The sequence below is a fragment of the Empedobacter brevis genome, from assembly GCF_965118635.1.
Lineage (GTDB): Bacteria > Bacteroidota > Bacteroidia > Flavobacteriales > Weeksellaceae > Empedobacter > Empedobacter brevis_A.
Map to the genome: position 1 here is coordinate 238,999 of NZ_CBCPHV010000001.1, position 15,715 is coordinate 254,713.

15 protein-coding genes and 4 tRNA genes are annotated in these 15,715 nt (G+C 33.2%); 14 read left to right on the plus strand and 5 right to left on the minus strand.

From position 1 onward, the window contains the following. Window positions 1–109: 109 nt before the first annotated feature. Window positions 110–1,522 carry a dihydrolipoyl dehydrogenase gene (lpdA, locus tag ACMHJW_RS01105; RefSeq protein ID WP_038330950.1) on the plus strand — a complete coding sequence of 471 codons (1,413 nt, stop codon included), beginning with the start codon at window positions 110–112 and terminating at the stop codon, window positions 1,520–1,522. Between the two features lie 247 nt (window positions 1,523–1,769). On the opposite strand, the gene ACMHJW_RS01110 is transcribed toward lpdA, so the two are convergent. From ACMHJW_RS01110 to hppD, 3 genes are all read right to left on the minus strand, one after another. Next, entirely contained in the window at window positions 1,770–2,180 is a 411-nt protein-coding gene (locus ACMHJW_RS01110; protein ID WP_038330952.1) for an OsmC family peroxiredoxin, read from the minus strand. A gap of 104 nt (window positions 2,181–2,284) precedes the next feature. Continuing rightward, complete coding sequence (locus ACMHJW_RS01115; protein WP_413531611.1) at window positions 2,285–3,112, minus strand: helix-turn-helix domain-containing protein; 828 nt, start codon at window positions 3,110–3,112, stop codon at window positions 2,285–2,287. A 103-nt stretch (window positions 3,113–3,215) separates the two neighbouring features. Further along, the gene (hppD, locus tag ACMHJW_RS01120) at window positions 3,216–4,376 is read right to left on the minus strand and encodes a 4-hydroxyphenylpyruvate dioxygenase (protein WP_143884077.1); all 1,161 of its coding nucleotides are present in this window, start codon (window positions 4,374–4,376) and stop codon (window positions 3,216–3,218) included. Window positions 4,377–4,733: 357 nt separating this feature from the next. Here hppD and ACMHJW_RS01125 point away from each other — a divergent pair, with 357 nt between their 5' ends. The 11 genes from ACMHJW_RS01125 to ACMHJW_RS01175 all read left to right on the plus strand — a co-directional run bounded on the left by ACMHJW_RS01125 (window position 4,734) and on the right by ACMHJW_RS01175 (window position 12,354). Next, a complete protein-coding gene (locus ACMHJW_RS01125) occupies window positions 4,734–4,955 on the plus strand; it encodes a heavy-metal-associated domain-containing protein (protein WP_038330956.1) in 222 nt (73 codons plus the stop codon). A gap of 40 nt (window positions 4,956–4,995) precedes the next feature. Beyond that, on the plus strand, window positions 4,996–5,439 hold the full coding sequence (locus ACMHJW_RS01130; protein ID WP_143884078.1) for a DUF3347 domain-containing protein: 444 nt from the start codon (window positions 4,996–4,998) through the stop codon (window positions 5,437–5,439). Between the two features lie 70 nt (window positions 5,440–5,509). After that, complete coding sequence (locus tag ACMHJW_RS01135; protein ID WP_143884237.1) at window positions 5,510–7,870, plus strand: multicopper oxidase domain-containing protein; 2,361 nt, start codon at window positions 5,510–5,512, stop codon at window positions 7,868–7,870. A gap of 165 nt (window positions 7,871–8,035) precedes the next feature. Beyond that, entirely contained in the window at window positions 8,036–9,232 is a 1,197-nt protein-coding gene (locus ACMHJW_RS01140) for an MFS transporter (protein ID WP_413531612.1), read from the plus strand. A 119-nt stretch (window positions 9,233–9,351) separates the two neighbouring features. After that, on the plus strand, window positions 9,352–10,209 hold the full coding sequence (locus ACMHJW_RS01145; protein WP_228388405.1) for a heavy metal-binding domain-containing protein: 858 nt from the start codon (window positions 9,352–9,354) through the stop codon (window positions 10,207–10,209). A 105-nt stretch (window positions 10,210–10,314) separates the two neighbouring features. Further along, the gene (locus ACMHJW_RS01150; RefSeq protein WP_038330965.1) at window positions 10,315–10,536 is read left to right on the plus strand and encodes a heavy-metal-associated domain-containing protein; all 222 of its coding nucleotides are present in this window, start codon (window positions 10,315–10,317) and stop codon (window positions 10,534–10,536) included. Window positions 10,537–10,697: 161 nt separating this feature from the next. Then, window positions 10,698–11,528 (plus strand): RteC domain-containing protein, encoded by an 831-nt coding sequence (locus tag ACMHJW_RS01155; RefSeq protein WP_038330969.1) that lies wholly within the window; start codon window positions 10,698–10,700, stop codon window positions 11,526–11,528. A gap of 456 nt (window positions 11,529–11,984) precedes the next feature. Next, window positions 11,985–12,059, plus strand: a tRNA-Pro gene (locus ACMHJW_RS01160). A 24-nt stretch (window positions 12,060–12,083) separates the two neighbouring features. Beyond that, window positions 12,084–12,157: transfer RNA gene (locus ACMHJW_RS01165), tRNA-Arg, on the plus strand. Between the two features lie 18 nt (window positions 12,158–12,175). Further along, window positions 12,176–12,259 (plus strand) — tRNA-Ser (locus tag ACMHJW_RS01170). A gap of 20 nt (window positions 12,260–12,279) precedes the next feature. Beyond that, window positions 12,280–12,354, plus strand: a tRNA-Pro gene (locus ACMHJW_RS01175). Between the two features lie 90 nt (window positions 12,355–12,444). Here ACMHJW_RS01175 and ACMHJW_RS01180 read toward each other — a convergent pair. Both ACMHJW_RS01180 and ACMHJW_RS01185 read right to left on the minus strand, forming a co-directional pair. After that, window positions 12,445–13,539 carry a mannose-1-phosphate guanylyltransferase gene (locus tag ACMHJW_RS01180; protein WP_413531613.1) on the minus strand — a complete coding sequence of 365 codons (1,095 nt, stop codon included), beginning with the start codon at window positions 13,537–13,539 and terminating at the stop codon, window positions 12,445–12,447. A gap of 9 nt (window positions 13,540–13,548) precedes the next feature. Next, window positions 13,549–14,139, minus strand: a complete 591-nt coding sequence (locus ACMHJW_RS01185) for a SprT-like domain-containing protein (protein WP_413531614.1) — start codon at window positions 14,137–14,139, stop codon at window positions 13,549–13,551. Window positions 14,140–14,192: 53 nt separating this feature from the next. Between ACMHJW_RS01185 and ACMHJW_RS01190 the strand changes: the two genes are divergently transcribed. Both ACMHJW_RS01190 and ACMHJW_RS01195 read left to right on the plus strand, forming a co-directional pair. Next, window positions 14,193–14,939: an MlaE family ABC transporter permease gene (locus ACMHJW_RS01190; RefSeq protein ID WP_413531615.1), complete on the plus strand. Its 747-nt coding sequence runs from the start codon at window positions 14,193–14,195 to the stop codon at window positions 14,937–14,939. Continuing rightward, entirely contained in the window at window positions 14,939–15,709 is a 771-nt protein-coding gene (locus ACMHJW_RS01195) for an ABC transporter ATP-binding protein (protein WP_413531616.1), read from the plus strand. The genes ACMHJW_RS01190 and ACMHJW_RS01195 overlap by 1 nt, the downstream gene beginning before the upstream one ends. The last annotated feature ends 6 nt before the right edge of the window (window positions 15,710–15,715 follow it).

The following is a 15,715-nucleotide window of genomic DNA, read 5'->3' on the forward strand; positions in this document are numbered from 1 at the left end:
AATCAGTAAAAATCATAAATTAAACAAAAAATCGTACAATAATCGTAAATGTTATTTTAAATAGCTTTAAAGAAAGATTTAATAAGGTTTAACCGTAAAAAGTAATGCTATGACATATGATGTAATTATTTTAGGAAGTGGTCCAGGAGGCTATGTAGCAGCTATTAGAGCTTCACAATTGGGGCTTAAAACAGCCATTGTAGAAAGGGAAAGCCTAGGAGGAATTTGCTTAAACTGGGGGTGTATTCCTGCAAAGGCTTTAATGAAATCCGCAGAAGTATTTGAATATCTTGCTCATGCAGAAAACTATGGAGCAAAGGTAGATGGGTATTCTGCAGATTTTGCTGCCATTATAAAACGAAGCCGCGGTGTTGCTGACAAAATGAGTAAAGGCGTTCAGTTTCTGATGAGAAAGAATAAAATTGATGTCATTAGCGGTGTTGGTAAAGTTATCTCCAAAAATGAAATAACTGTTAAAGTATCAGACGGAAAAACAGCAACTTATCAGGCAAAATACATCGTTCTTGCTACAGGTGCACGAGCTAGAGAATTGCCAAATCTTCCAATAGATGGCAAAAAAATCATTGGCTATCGTGAGGCAATGGTATTACCTGAACAACCCAAATCCATTATCATTGTGGGAAGTGGAGCGATAGGTGTAGAATTTGCCTATTTCTATAACAGTATAGGTACTAAAGTGACTGTAGTGGAATACTTGCCTCGTATTGTTCCTGTGGAAGATGAAGATATTTCGAAAGAATTGGAAAAATCATTTAAGAAAAAAGGAATTGAAATAATTACCAATGCTTCTGTAGAAAAAGCAGATGTTTCAGCTACGGGAGTAAAAGCTACAATTAAAAAGACGGATGGTAGTGGCGAACAGGTATTGGAAGCGGATATACTGTTAAGTGCTGTAGGCATTGTAACAAATCTTGAAAATATTGGTATTGAAGAGTTAGGGATTAAAACAGAGCGTGGAAAAGTGCTGGTAGATGAAGGGTGTAAAACCAATATAGATAATATATATGCAATCGGCGATATTATTCCTGGCCCTGCATTGGCTCACAAAGCGATGAAAGAAGCTGTAATTTGTGCCGAAGCTATAGCTTTTAAAGAAAGTAAATACGACCATCAACCAACGCCTTTAGATTACGGAAATATGCCAGCATGTACCTACACCGGACCTGAAATTGCTTCAGTTGGTCTTACCGAAAAGCAGGCACGTGAGGCGGGAATGGATATTAAAGTAGGCAAATTTCCATTGATGGCAAGTGGTAAAGCGAGTGCAGTAGGTGCTACTGATGGTTTTGTAAAAGTGATTTTTGATGCCAAGTATGGAGAATGGATTGGTACGCATATGATTGGCTATAATGTAACGGAGTTGATAGCTCAAACCACAACTGCGCGTAAATTGGAAACAACATGGCACGAGCAATTGGATACTATCTTTCCACATCCAACTATGAGTGAAGCCATAAAAGATGCTATTGAAGATGCCTTAGGTGAGGCAATACATCTATAAATACAAAATACTATTTTACATTTATCTTTAAATTGATTGATTATGAAAAACAGACTAAACTGTTGGAAGTGCGTACTGTTACTGTCTTCACTTCTCGGATTGTTGATAAAGATCTAAAATTCAGATTTGGTAATTTTTAAGAAGGCAGATATTTTCATCTGCCTTTCTTCTATCTATTAATTCAATTATTAAAAAAGTCACGGAATATAAAACGTGACTTTTTTAATAAGAATAAACGAAATTAGTCTTAATTTAGTGTAGCTACTAGTGAAACTTCTAATTTATAAGCTTTTCCTACCGGACACATAGCTTTTGCTTGTTCTGCATAGTTTAAAAATTCTTCTTCATTTAAACCTGATATTTTTGCATTTAGCACCAAATCAGAGTTCGTAATATCGAAGCTGGTTGCTGTTATTGTACAAGATGTTTCTAAAGATTCTGCCTCAATCCCTTTGCTTGTAAGTATATAGTTTAACGTCATTGTATAACATGCAGCGTGTGCTGCGGCCATCAATTCTTCTGGATTTGTAGCGGTATTTTCTCCTTCAGATTTATTGTGTTTAAAAACACTGCTTCCAATGGCTGAATGTGCTGCATCGAAATTACCGCTTCCATTTTTAAAATTACCTTGCCACTTAGCTGTTACTTTTGCTTTCATTTTTAAATTTGTTTTAAATTACTTGACAAAAGTACTATCTAAAAAACGTGTCATCAATGCATATACTTCATTCTTAATAGGACTTTTTTCCTTTAACGAACACTTTAAATAGCGTTTCGGAAAGAAAGAGGTGGCAGACCCGTTTGAGATTTGAAAAATCGCACAAAATAGGAGTAGTCTTCATACCCGAGATAATCAGCAATTTCTTTAATGCTTAAGGTTGTATTGGCAAGTAACCTTTTAGCCTGAAGAATAATTCTTTGCTTAATAATGATGCTTGGTGCTACCTGTTTTTCAGATACAATTTTTTTATTGAGGTTTTTAGGTGTGATGTTCAGCATATTTGCATAGTCAGAGACATTATGGTTCTTTCGATAATGAAGCTCTACCAATTGGCTGAATTTTCTGGCTAACTCCTTATCATATGAAATGATTTGACTGTCATTATTTGATTTTATTAAAGTTCTGGTTGCTGAAATGATTATTTGTTTGATGTATGTTTTTATCATTTCTTCAGCCCAAAAATCTTTTTGATTAATTTCTCTTTTTATAGACGAGATTAGTTTTAAGAAAAGTATGTCCAGATTCGTCGACAAATTTAGATAAGGCATCTCGAATACATTATCAAAAAGGAGCCCGTCACAGGCAAGCTCTTTATCATGGAAAGCTATGCAATAAAAATCAGGATTGAAATAAATTAGATTTCCTCTAGATTCCTTGGATATTTGAAAATGCTGACCAATACTGAAGAAAAGCAAGGCGTTTTCTGTAAAGCTGTACTCTACGAAATCTACGGTAATGCTACCGTTTTTCTCCATATAAATGATTTTATAGTGGTCTTCCAGCAGCGTATTGCTATTTATCTTATTTTCAGATTTATTATCAAAATCCAGATATCCTATCGATTGTCTTTTATTTAATCCGGCATCCATTTTTTCTCTATCTATGAATATTTGTTCCAACCTTTGTCCCAATAACAAAGCCCTATTTTTTTTAGGGCTTTGTATATATTAAACTAAAATTACACATTATACATTACAAGGTACCTCTGCGTTCCTGTTCTCTTTCAATTGATTCAAAAAGAGCTTTGAAGTTTCCAGCACCAAAACCTCTAGCTCCCATTCTTTGAATAATTTCGAAAAAGAATGTAGGTCTATCCTGAATAGGTTTTGTAAATATTTGTAACAAATAACCTTCTTCGTCAGCATCTATCAGAATTCCCAGTTTTTGCAATTCATTTAAATCTTCTTTGAAATTTTCGGCATGAGCTTTGATGCGATCAGGGATGGCATCATAATATGCCTGTGGCGGAACGGACAGGAACTCGACACCTCTTTTTTTCATTTCTTCTACCGTTTTAATAATATCATCGGTAGCCAAAGCTAAATGCTGTACTCCGGCGTCTTCATAAAAATCCAAGTACTCTTCTATTTGAGAACGCTTTTTACCTTCAGCTGGCTCGTTGATAGGGAACTTAATTCTTCCATTACCATTTGCCATAACCTTTGACATCAGGGCAGAATATTCAGTAGAAACCTGTTTATCGTCAAAAGATAAGAAATTAACAAATCCCATTACATCTTCAAACCATTTTACCCATGTATCCATTTCGTTCCATCCTACATTTCCAACCATATGATCAATAAATTTCAGACCAACAGGTTCCGGATTATAGTCTGATTCCCATTTCGTAAATCCAGGTAAAAAGATTCCTTTGTAATTTTTACGTTCTGTAAACATAAAAACCGTTTCACCATATACAAAAACACCCGCTTGTATTGCTTCTCCATTTTCATCTTTAGTAACGGTAGGCTCCATAAATGGCTTAGCTCCACGTTTGGTAGTTTCTTCAAATGCACTTTTGGCATCCTCCACCCATAAAGCAACTACTTTTATTCCGTCTCCATGTTTTTTCACGTGTTCCCCGATTGGAGAAGAAGAGTTAAGTGCAGTGGTCAATACAATACGGATCTTGTCTTGTTTTACCACATAGGATACCTTGTCTTTTACTCCGGTCTCTAATCCTGCATAAGCTTCAGATTGGAATCCATAAGCCGTTTTGTAATAATGCGCTGCCTGAAGAGCATTACCTACATAAAATTCTACATAATCAGTTCCTAATAGTGGAAGAAAGTCTTGTGCTCCTTCAAATATTTTTTCTAAACCGTATTCAACGCTTTTTAATTTATTTGTCATTGTTTTTTATTTTTATAATATGATTTTGATACATGATTTGTGTACACTGGATGAAGTGTAGTTGTATTTAGAACTTGTATCCCAGCTATAACATAGCACGATGCAAAACCGAAAGAAAGGTTTTGATAGACATTTTATAATTAGTTAGTGTTATTCTTTGGTAAATGTATTTCACTTATTTATAACAAACATTATAATCAGTAAAAGTCATAAAACAAACCAGAAATATTACAAGTGGAACTATTTTTGGTAAATAATCAGTAAATGTCATAAATCAAACAAAGAATATCACAACCAATATTACCTGTTATCTTATGAACTTTGTACTCAAGAAATACAATTAAAAAGTTCAAAACAATGGAAAGCAAAAACCTTCAATTCAAGACAAACCTTAACTGTGGTAACTGTGTTGCTAAAGTACAGGGTGATTTAGATAGCGCTAATGGTATCAGCGAATGGAATGTAGATACTGCAAATAGTGATAAAATCCTTACGGTAAAATCAGAAGGAATTAGCGAAGACGAAATCGTTACAATTATTAAGAAAAAAGGGTTTAAAGCCGAACCTATTTCACAATAATATAATAAGCAATTCATTAATCATAAAAAAGAGATAAAAAATGAAAAAGTTAATAATAGCAATAACCGTAATGTTGTTTGGATTTTCTGCTTTTGCACAAAACACAAGCAATCTGTTAAACAGTTACATCAGTGTAAAAAACGCTTTAGTAAGTAGTGATAGCAAAGCAGCGAGCACCGCAATTTCGGTTTTCAACGATGCAGTAAAAGGTGAAGATAATTTTTCACAGAAAACCGATCTGTTAAAAGCTACAGAAAAATTAAACAAGGCTGGAAACAATATTGAAAAGCAAAGAGCAGCTTTTAACGATGTTTCTACTATAATGTGGAAACTGGTAAAGTCGTCCGATAAAGTAAGTCAACCTGTTTATTATCAGTATTGTCCTATGAAAAAAGCATATTGGTTGAGCAAAGAGAAAGATATTAAAAATCCTTATTATGGTTCATCAATGCTTACTTGTGGTAAAGTTGCAGAAACTAAATAATAAAAACCTTTAAGGCATTGCTCAGTGAACAATGCCTTTTAATCTTTGTATAACCAATGCGATTTTTAAAATGAATAATAAAAAATTTCTTCACAAAAAGTTGTTGCTGCTAACTCTGTTAGCGCTCTTCATATCACAGGTCGGTATAGCCCAAAAAGTAGTACGTTACGATTTGTATGTAAAAGATACCATCGTAAACTATGCAGGCAAAGAAAAAAGAGCAATCGCTGTAAATGGGCAAATACCAATGCCAACACTTGAATTTACTGAAGGCGATACGGCAGAAATAGTGTTACATAATCAACTTAAAGAAAGTACCTCATTGCATTGGCACGGATTATTTCTGCCCAATAAAGAAGATGGCGTTCCTTTTTTAACGCAAATGCCCATTGAACCTGGTGAAACCTTTACGTATCGTTTCCCTATTATTCAAACGGGAACGCATTGGTATCATTCTCATTCAGGATTGCAAGAGCAGATTGGTATGTATGGGAGCTTTATCATGCATAAGAAAGCTGATGATAAAACATTTAGAAAAGGGATTGACGATTTGCCAGAAGTACCAATAATGTTAAGCGAATGGACAAATCTAAAGCCAGAAAACGTTCATCGCATGTTACATAATGCAAGCGACTGGTTTGCTATACAAAAAGGAGCTACTCAAAGTTATGCAGAAGCCATTAGAAGCGGCAATTTCAAAACGAAATTGAAAAATGAATGGAAACGTATGATGGCAATGGATGTAAGTGATGTGTATTATGATAAAGTATTGATGAATGGAAACCATTTGACAGATTTGAAGTCGATAGATGGCAAACCTCTGAAAGCAGGTGATAAAGTACGTTTGCGTATTTCTAATGGTGGTGCATCGTCTTACTTTTGGTTGCGATATGCAGGTGGAAAAATGACTGTAGTAGCAAGTGATGGTAACGATGTAGAACCTGTAGATGTAGACCGATTAATTATTGCTGTATCAGAAACATATGATGTAGTCGTTACAATTCCTGAAGATGGCAAAGCCTTTGAATTTATGGCTACTACTGAAGATAGAACGCAATCTACCAGTTATTTCATTGGTAATGGAGAAAGAGAAAAGGTGGGAGAAATGCCACGTCTCAAGTATTTTGAAGGAATGAAGATGATGAATGATATGATGAAGATGAATGGCGACCTTGATGATATGGGTATGAATATGAGTTGGAATCAAATGGATATGAATGTAGTAATGTATCCAGAGATTACAGGTGCAGAAAAGAAGAAAGGAAAGAAAATGGACGAAGCTATGGATCATAGCAAAATGGATCATGGAACTATGAACATGAAGCAAAGTGCTGAAAAAACCGATCATAGTAAAATGAACCATGGTGAGATGGGTATGGATGAAGATCCAAATCGCTATAATGCGAATGCATTAAGCGAGATTGTTACGCTTAATTACGCCATGCTGAAATCCCCAAATAATACTGAATTGCCCAAAAATGCACCAGTAAAAGAATTGAAGTTTACATTGACTGGAAATATGAACCGTTATGTATGGAGCATGGATGATAAAGTACTATCTGAGAGCGATAAAATACCTGTAAAGAAAGGAGAAGTATTGCGCATTACACTCTATAATAATTCAATGATGCGACATCCCATTCACTTACACGGATTCGATTTTAGATTACTAAACGATAAAGGAGAAAACGCTCCGATGAAAAACATCATTGACATTATGCCGATGGAAACCGATACCATTGAATTCCTCGCAAATGAAGAAGGTGATTGGTTTTTTCATTGTCATATATTGTATCACATGATGGCAGGTATGAACAAAGTTTTTGCTGTGGGTGATTATGAAAACCCTTATCTACCCAATAAGGATAAAGCCTATAAAATGTTACAGCGTGAAAGTAATATGATCCATTTTATGGCTCAGAATGATTTTGCGACCAATGGTAATGACGGTGAAATGATGTTTATGAATGCTCGATATAGTTTGGGTACAGAATGGAGATTAGGTTACAATGATATGCACGGTTACGAAGTGGAAACTCATTTTGGTCGTTATATAGGAAAAATGCAATGGTTGATGCCTTTTATTGGTTTCGACTGGCGTTATCGTAAAATGGGGATGGATGAGCATGAAAAAAATCTTTTTGGACAAGTAAATAAAAAAGATAAACGAGGAGCATTTAGTCTTGGTGTTATGTATACCTTACCTATGTTGGTTAATGTACAAGCGGAGGTATATCACGATGGTATTTTTCGTGTTTCGCTAATGCGAGAGGATATACCTCTTTCCAAAAGATTGCGAGCAGGGTTTATGGTAAATACGGATATGGAATATATGGCAGATTTGCGATATATCCTTACAAGACATATCGGTGTGAGAACACATTATGATAGCGATATGGGCTTTGGAGTAGGTTTGTCAGTTAATTATTAATATTAACAACAAATGGAAATAAAAACGGTTATTACATTACGTCATAACCGTTTTTTATTTTACACAAGTACGGAATAATCAGTAAACCTCATAAATCAAACAAGAAATATCACAACAAGAAGATTAAACTAATTTGACAATTTTGTATTGTAAATTTTTAAGATTATGACAGCTAAAATAAAATGGAATAATGTATATCTCTTGTTTTTATCACAAGCATTATTTCAGACCGCATCGATATTAGTCATTACACTTTCAGGAATTGTAGGAATGGTTATGGCTTCTGATAAAAACATGTCAACCATTCCAGTTGCGATGATTACAGTTGGCGCAGCAGCTATGATGATTCCAGCGTCAATAATTATTAAAAATTTAGGTCAAAGGAAAGCCTTTATGATTGGAACATTGATAGGCGTTCTTGCTGGCTTAGTTTCTTGGTATGGAATTGTTCAGAATTCGTTCTGGATTTTTGCTATTGGAAATATGTTGATTGGCGCTTATCAAGGGTTTTCACAGTATTATCGTTTTGCGGCTGCAGATTCTGTGCCGGATAATGCAAAGAGTAAAGCCATTTCTTTTGTGATTGCCGGAGGTGTCGTTGCAGCATTTGCGGGACCTAATTTGGCAAGATTTACACAGCATTTGGGAAGCGTGCCTTATGCATATTCTTTTTTTTCTATTGTACTTTTAAGTGTCTTGGCATTTGGAGTAGTTTCGTTACTTAAATTTCAAGCAAAGCCGGTAGCTCGAAATAATGAATCTTTAAAAAAAGGTCGTTCATTAAAAGAAATTTTCAAAAGTAAAGATGCCGTTTTAGCTGTGCTTTCATCAGCTACAGCTTTTGCGGTGATGGGAATGTCTATGACGGTTACGCCTATTGCAATGCATGGTTTCGGTCATAGTTCTGATGATTCGGCAACTGTAATTCAATGGCATGTGTTAGGTATGTTTTTGCCCTCATTTTTTACAGGCATCCTCATTCAGAAATTTGGAGTTTATAGAATCATTACAACTGGATTGTCGATTTTGTTTCTCTATATTTTCATTGCTCTTTCTGGTACCGATTTTACACATTTCGTATCGGCATTATTTATTGTTGGTTTAGGTTGGAACTTCTTGTTTATTGGTGGATCCGCATTATTAACACAAGTATATAGACCTGAAGAGAAAGAAAAAACACAAGCATTTCATGACTTCACGGTTTTTGCAGTAATCAGTATTGCCAGTTTTTTTGCAGGAAGTTTATTTAATAATTGGGGCTGGAATGGCATTAATATTGTTTTAATTCCAATGCTTCTTATTACATTAATTGCGGTAATTAAAATTACAATGACAAATAAGAGCGCGCACGAGAATCAGTAAAAATCACAATTATCTTCCAAAAAATCGTAACTAATAAAAACGAAATAATAAGGAACTTTGTAATTAGAAAAGAATCAAGTTATAATATCAAAATAATTAACGTTTTAAAAAAAAATATTATGAATACACAACATCAATCCAGCAGCGAAAATATATTTATTTGCCCTATGCACCCAGAAGTCAAAGGGAATAAAGGTGATAAATGTTCAAAATGTGGAATGAATTTAGTTCCAGAAAATAAAGGAACAGCAAAACATTTTGATGTGATTATATCTTCTGAACCTGAAGTTATTGAAGCAGGGAAATCGACGCAGTTTAAAATCATTGTAAAGAACGAAGATAAAGTTGTGTCATTAGAAGAAGTACATGAAATGAAAATGCATCTTCTAGTTGTGAATGAAGAACTAACTTGGTTTGACCATATCCATCCCATTGAACAAGAAGACGGTTCTTATCTTATTGATGAAATATTTCCAACTGCTGGGGACTACTTATTTTTTGTAGATTATAAGCCTGAGAACGAGGAAGGGAATGTTTACAAACATTCGTTAAATGTAGTAGGAAATACTACAGAAATAGCACAGTTAGATACAAATGCAAAATTTGAATCGGAATCAGATGGTTATACTGCCAAATTATTGAATGGTGCAGATTTGAAAACAAATACAAGCCAGCCATTGCAATTTGAGATTCTAAAAAATGGTAACAAGATTAATGACGCTGAATTGCAAAACTATTTAGGAGCAAAAGCTCATATTGTAATGATAAGCAAAGCTGAAAAAGAATTTTTGCATATTCACCCAATGTCTAATGAAAGTTATCAGATTTATGCAGAAACACTGATCAAGAAACCAGGTTTATATAGAATGTGGATGCAATTTAAGATTAGTAATAAAGTGCACACTGTAGATTTTACGGTACATGTTGCTGAGGGTAACAAAACGAGCGAAGGTCATAATCATCATCACAAACACTAAAAAAAATCAGTAAAAATCGTAAATCAAACAAGGAATATCATAATAAAAAAAATAAGAAAATACAGAATTTTGTAGTATAAATATACATTATAAATAAATTAAAAAATGGAAAATAAAGAATTTCAATTCAAGACAAACCTTAATTGTGGAGGATGTGTATCAAAAGTAAAAGCAGATTTTGACAGTGCGGAAGGTATCTGTGAATGGAATGTAGATACAGCTAATAATGATAAAATCTTAACTGTAAAATCAGAAGGAATTACAGAAGATGAGATCATCGCTATCGTTAAGAGAAAAGGATTTAAAGCAGAACCTTTAGCAGAGTAATTTATCACTCTATATTTTATCCTGAGAGTGATAATGGATAGTATTCTTTTAAATAATTGTACTATCGCAATTTAAAATGAGGTAATTTATTGTAGGATGCCTGCAATTATTACCTCATTTTATTTTTTATGCCAGTTTTTAAATTTAAAATCCTTGTTTTAATGATAGATTATTGCCATTCTTTGATGAATGAATTGGATGATAGAATAACTGAACTGACTTACGAGCATAGCAATAACTCGTTAGAGTTGTATGAAAATGCTATTGTATTAGTTTTACAAAGGCTTGATTCGGCAAAGGAATATGTCAAGAAAAAAGGATTCAAAGATGAAGATGAAGAAATATTCTTTTTCAAACAACTTAAACCTCAGTTAGTTTCAAAATTGATATATTTAAATTCTATATATAAAATTGAAACAAAACGGCCCAGAGGAGGTGATAAAATTATTAAACAATATCTCAATCTTGAGCTTAGTAAGATCAAGCGTTTTTTTGATGCTAATTTGGAATTTTATAAATACTACAGAACTAATAGCACCCATTTAGATAAAAAATACTTTATCAGAGGAAATCATGATATAAAATTAAGCTTAGATACTTATTATTTTGAAGCAGATCATAAATTTGCAACCTCACACGATTATAAAGTAGCTAAAATTATTGCCAACGATTTAATACAGGTATATCTTGAAGACCAATTGAATAACAATAATAAAAAACATATATCAAAAAATTTAAGTTTAAATTGGACTGGTAGTAAAACAGCTTTGGTTGAGTTAATCTATTCTCTACATTCCAATGGTTCAATTGAAAATGGTAATATTGATATTAAGGTTATAGCAAAAACATTTGAGAATATGTTTAATATTGATTTAGGAGACTTCTATCATTCTTATTTAGAATTAAAAGGAAGGAAGATAAATCGAACCAAATTTCTCGATAGTCTTCGCGATGCACTTATCAAAAGAATGGATGAGCAGGACGAAAAATGAAAACAGAGTTTAAATGTGTGACATTTCATACACTAAATGAAGTTATGTATGTATAGTTATATAAAAATTAAATGCTGTAAATACAATTTACTAAATTATTACCAATAACATTTTTAGCGTTTATAGAACTCATATTATTTGCAAATACTGATTAAATTAATCTTTTATGCTTTAAAATTGTCTTATAATTTTAATTAAAGTATTGGCATAGAGTTTTTTATAAATTATTTCGAAATTTTCGCAACGAAATTGTTGCTTTGTATTACTATAAATGCATATTTTTGCACCGTTAATAAAAAAAGATAAAGTTCATTTACTTGAATTTTCTATGATATTAAAAGTCAATATCGGACAACAACAGTTTTAAATCATTAACAAAATGGTTCGAAAATTGTCCCGACAGGACGACAAAATTTTCATCCGAAAAGATTTTTTATCGTAAAAAGAAGACCGAATCGGGGTGTAGCGTAGCCCGGTCATCGCGCCTGCTTTGGGAGCAGGAGGTCGCAGGTTCGAATCCTGCCACCCCGACAAAATTCATTGAATTTTTGGATCGGTCCAGTAGCTCAGCTGGATAGAGCAACTGCCTTCTAAGCAGTAGGTCTCAGGTTCGAATCCTGACTGGATCACACGTTTTATTAAAACTAGGAGAGGTGCCAGAGCGGTAATGGAGCAGATTGCTAATCTGTCATCGGGAAACCGATGCCAGGGTTCGAGTCCCTGTCTCTCCGCACTTTTTTAATGACCGAATCGGGGTGTAGCGTAGCCCGGTCATCGCGCCTGCTTTGGGAGCAGGAGGTCGCAGGTTCGAATCCTGCCACCCCGACAAAAAAACCTTTGTAATTTTTACAAAGGTTTTTTTATACTTATATTTTGTGGAATCTAAATTATTCAGATCTTAAACAAGAAGTTATTTTTAGCAATATTTTTCTCCGTTTTTTTGCAATTTCAAATCACTAACATAAGTTTTGATAAAGCGCACATTGCTTCGAGGACAAATTAATAATCCTTTTTCCGAATTGATGACAACATAGTCTTCTAATCCATCAATAATAATAGCTTTGTCTTGTGTAGAATAGATAAAATTATTTGATGCATTATAACCTGAAAAATGTTTACATAATAATGTATTATGGTTTTCGTCTTGGTCTTCTCCTGTGTATTTATATTTTTCGTTGACAGCTGACCAAGTTCCAATATCACTCCAACCGAAAGTTGTTGGGATAACATAGACGTTATCTGCTTGTTCTAAAATCCCTTTGTTGATAGAAGTAACATTTAGCGTTGTATAAATAGGTTTTAAAGTCTCAGCATTTTGCAAGGATTTATCCAATAAAAAATATTTTTCTAAAGTTTCTTTCATGGAAGGTAAATGTTGTTGAAACGCTTTGATAATACTTTCTACAGACCAAATTAGTATTCCTGTATTCCAAATAAATTCCCCATTCATAATAAAAGATTGAGCAAATTCTAAATCAGGTTTATCGATATATGATTTTACTTTTTTTATAGGTGTTGAGTTTTCAATGAATTGGATGTAACTATAATTAACATCTGGTCGAGTTGGGGCAACTCCTAAAGTAATTAATCGATCATTGTCAGCATCTTCAAAAGCAAGATTTACTTTTTCTACGAATTCGTTTTCATCAAAAATAAAATGATCTGAAGGAGAAATAATCAATTTTGCATTTGGATTAATTTGTTGAATAAACATTGCTGCAAGCAAATTGCAAGCTGCTGTATTCATCATTCGAGGTTCTGTAATGAAATTTTCATCATTAAATTCAGGTAATTGTTCTTTTATAATTTCTTTATAATCCTGAATGGTTACAATAAAAATATTTTCCTCTCTAACGACTTTTTTTAATCGATTATAAGTTAATTGAATAAATGTTTTCCCAATACCAAGTAAATCATGGAATTGTTTAGGTTTTTTAATCGTACTCAAAGGCCATAATCTCACTCCAGTACCACTAGTAAGTATGACAGCGTAATTATTTTTATTATGCATGATTGTTTCTTATAGTTTGTTTACAGTTGCAGTTGCGCTAATCAAATATTTTTTCTTGGTTTTCAACTCTAAACAAAGATACCTTAATTTTCGTTTAGATTCTTTTTTAAAGATTCTTTTTCCAATCGAAAATATCGTACCATCCTCCAAATCTTCTAAATAAATTTGCGCAGGATTTTTATCATCAATAATAAATTTTGAGATATTAATATCGGCTCCTAAACTAGCTTTGGGATGCTTGGCATGATGTAAAATGTAAGGTTGAAGCTCTTTTGGATAAATATGGATTGATTCTAATAACAGATGTCCAAAAATAGTTTTCCATTCTTTTCCATGCGGATTTATTTTTCGAGCATCAAATTGAACAAAAGTTTTGAGATGTGCGACTTCGTGTGTAAAAACGAAAAAAAAAGCATAGGGATTTAAGTCGCCATTAATTGTAATTTGATGACGATTATTTTCGACTAATTTGCGATAATCTCCTAACTTAGTTTCTCTTCTTTTTGTAATTTTAAGTGTAATATAATGATTTTCCAACCACTTTTTCACATACAACTCTGCATGAGTAGGGAGATAAGAAATTAAATGTTCTAAATTCACATTGTGCAAGATAAATAAAATGCCTTTCCAATAAAAATATTAATTTTGTCGTAATGAAATTAATTGAAAATATAGGGTCATACTTTATGCTTATGGGTAAAGTATTTAGTAAACCTCAAAAAATTGGAGTTTTCTGGAAACTGACTGTTAGAGAAATATATGATTTAGGTGTAAATTCCTTAGGGATTGTTACCTTTATTTCAACCTTTATGGGAGCTGTAGTTGCTATACAAATGGCACAAAACTTTCAAGGTGCTGCTATTCCTGTGCCAGATACTTATATCGGTTATGCCACAAAAGTGGTTTTAGTCTTAGAATTTGCACCAACTATTATGTCATTAATTTTAGTAGGAAAAGTAGGTTCTTATATCGCTTCGAGTATTGGAACAATGCGTGTTACAGAACAAATAGATGCCCTCGATGTAATGGGAATTAATTCTGCTAACTTTTTAATTTTACCAAAAATTATAGCATGTGTATTCTTTAATCCATTATTAGTCATGATTTCCATTGGATTTGGATTATTAGGAGGATATTACATTGGTGTGTTTACAAAAATGTGGTCTGCTGCCGACTTTATTACAGGTTTGCAAATGAATATGGCAACAAAATTATTTGTGTATACATTTGTTAAAACCATGGTTTTCGCCTTTGTTATTGCTACAATTCCAGCTTATTATGGTTATAAAGTAAAAGGAGGATCGTTAGAAGTTGGTCGTTCTGCAACAACAGCAGTTGTTTGGACATCTGTAGCGATTATTGTAATCAATTTAATTTTAACACAAACAATTTTAAGCTAATGATTGAAGTAAAAGAAATCAGAAAATCATTTGACGCAGTTGAAGTACTGAAAGGTTTTTCTGTGACTTTCGAGAAAGGAAAAGTTAGTTTGATTATTGGTCAAAGTGGTTCTGGTAAAACAGTTTTTCTTAAAAACTTGATTGGATTATTAACGCCAACTTCAGGTGAAATTTTGTATGAAGGAGCAAATATGATTGATTTTGACTACAAAGAAAAGCAACGTTTACGTTCAGAGATTGGAGTAGTTTTTCAAGGATCAGCATTATATGATACGATGAATATCGTGGAAAACGTGAAATTTCCTTTGGAAATGTTTTCAGACATGTCAAACGCAGATGCCGATAAACGAGCGAGAGAAGTATTAGATCGTGTAGAAATAGCACGTACAGCTCTTAAAAAATATCCGTCAGAAATATCAGGAGGAATGCAAAAGCGTGTTGCGATTGCGCGTGCAATTGTAAACAATCCAAAATATTTATTTGCAGATGAGCCAAACTCAGGATTAGATCCAAAAACAGCTTTGGTTATCGACCAATTAATTTATGATATCACAAAAGAATATAATACAACAACGGTTGTTAATACGCATGACATGAATTCCGTTATGGAAATTGGAGATCATATTGTTTTTCTAAAAAATGGTTACTTGGAATGGGAAGGAACAAAAGAAGAGATTTTGGTAGCAGATAACCCAAATGTTATTGATTTCGTATATTCGTCAAATCTTTTCAAAAAATTGAGAGAAGCATTATTAAAAGAAAAAAAATAAATCAAT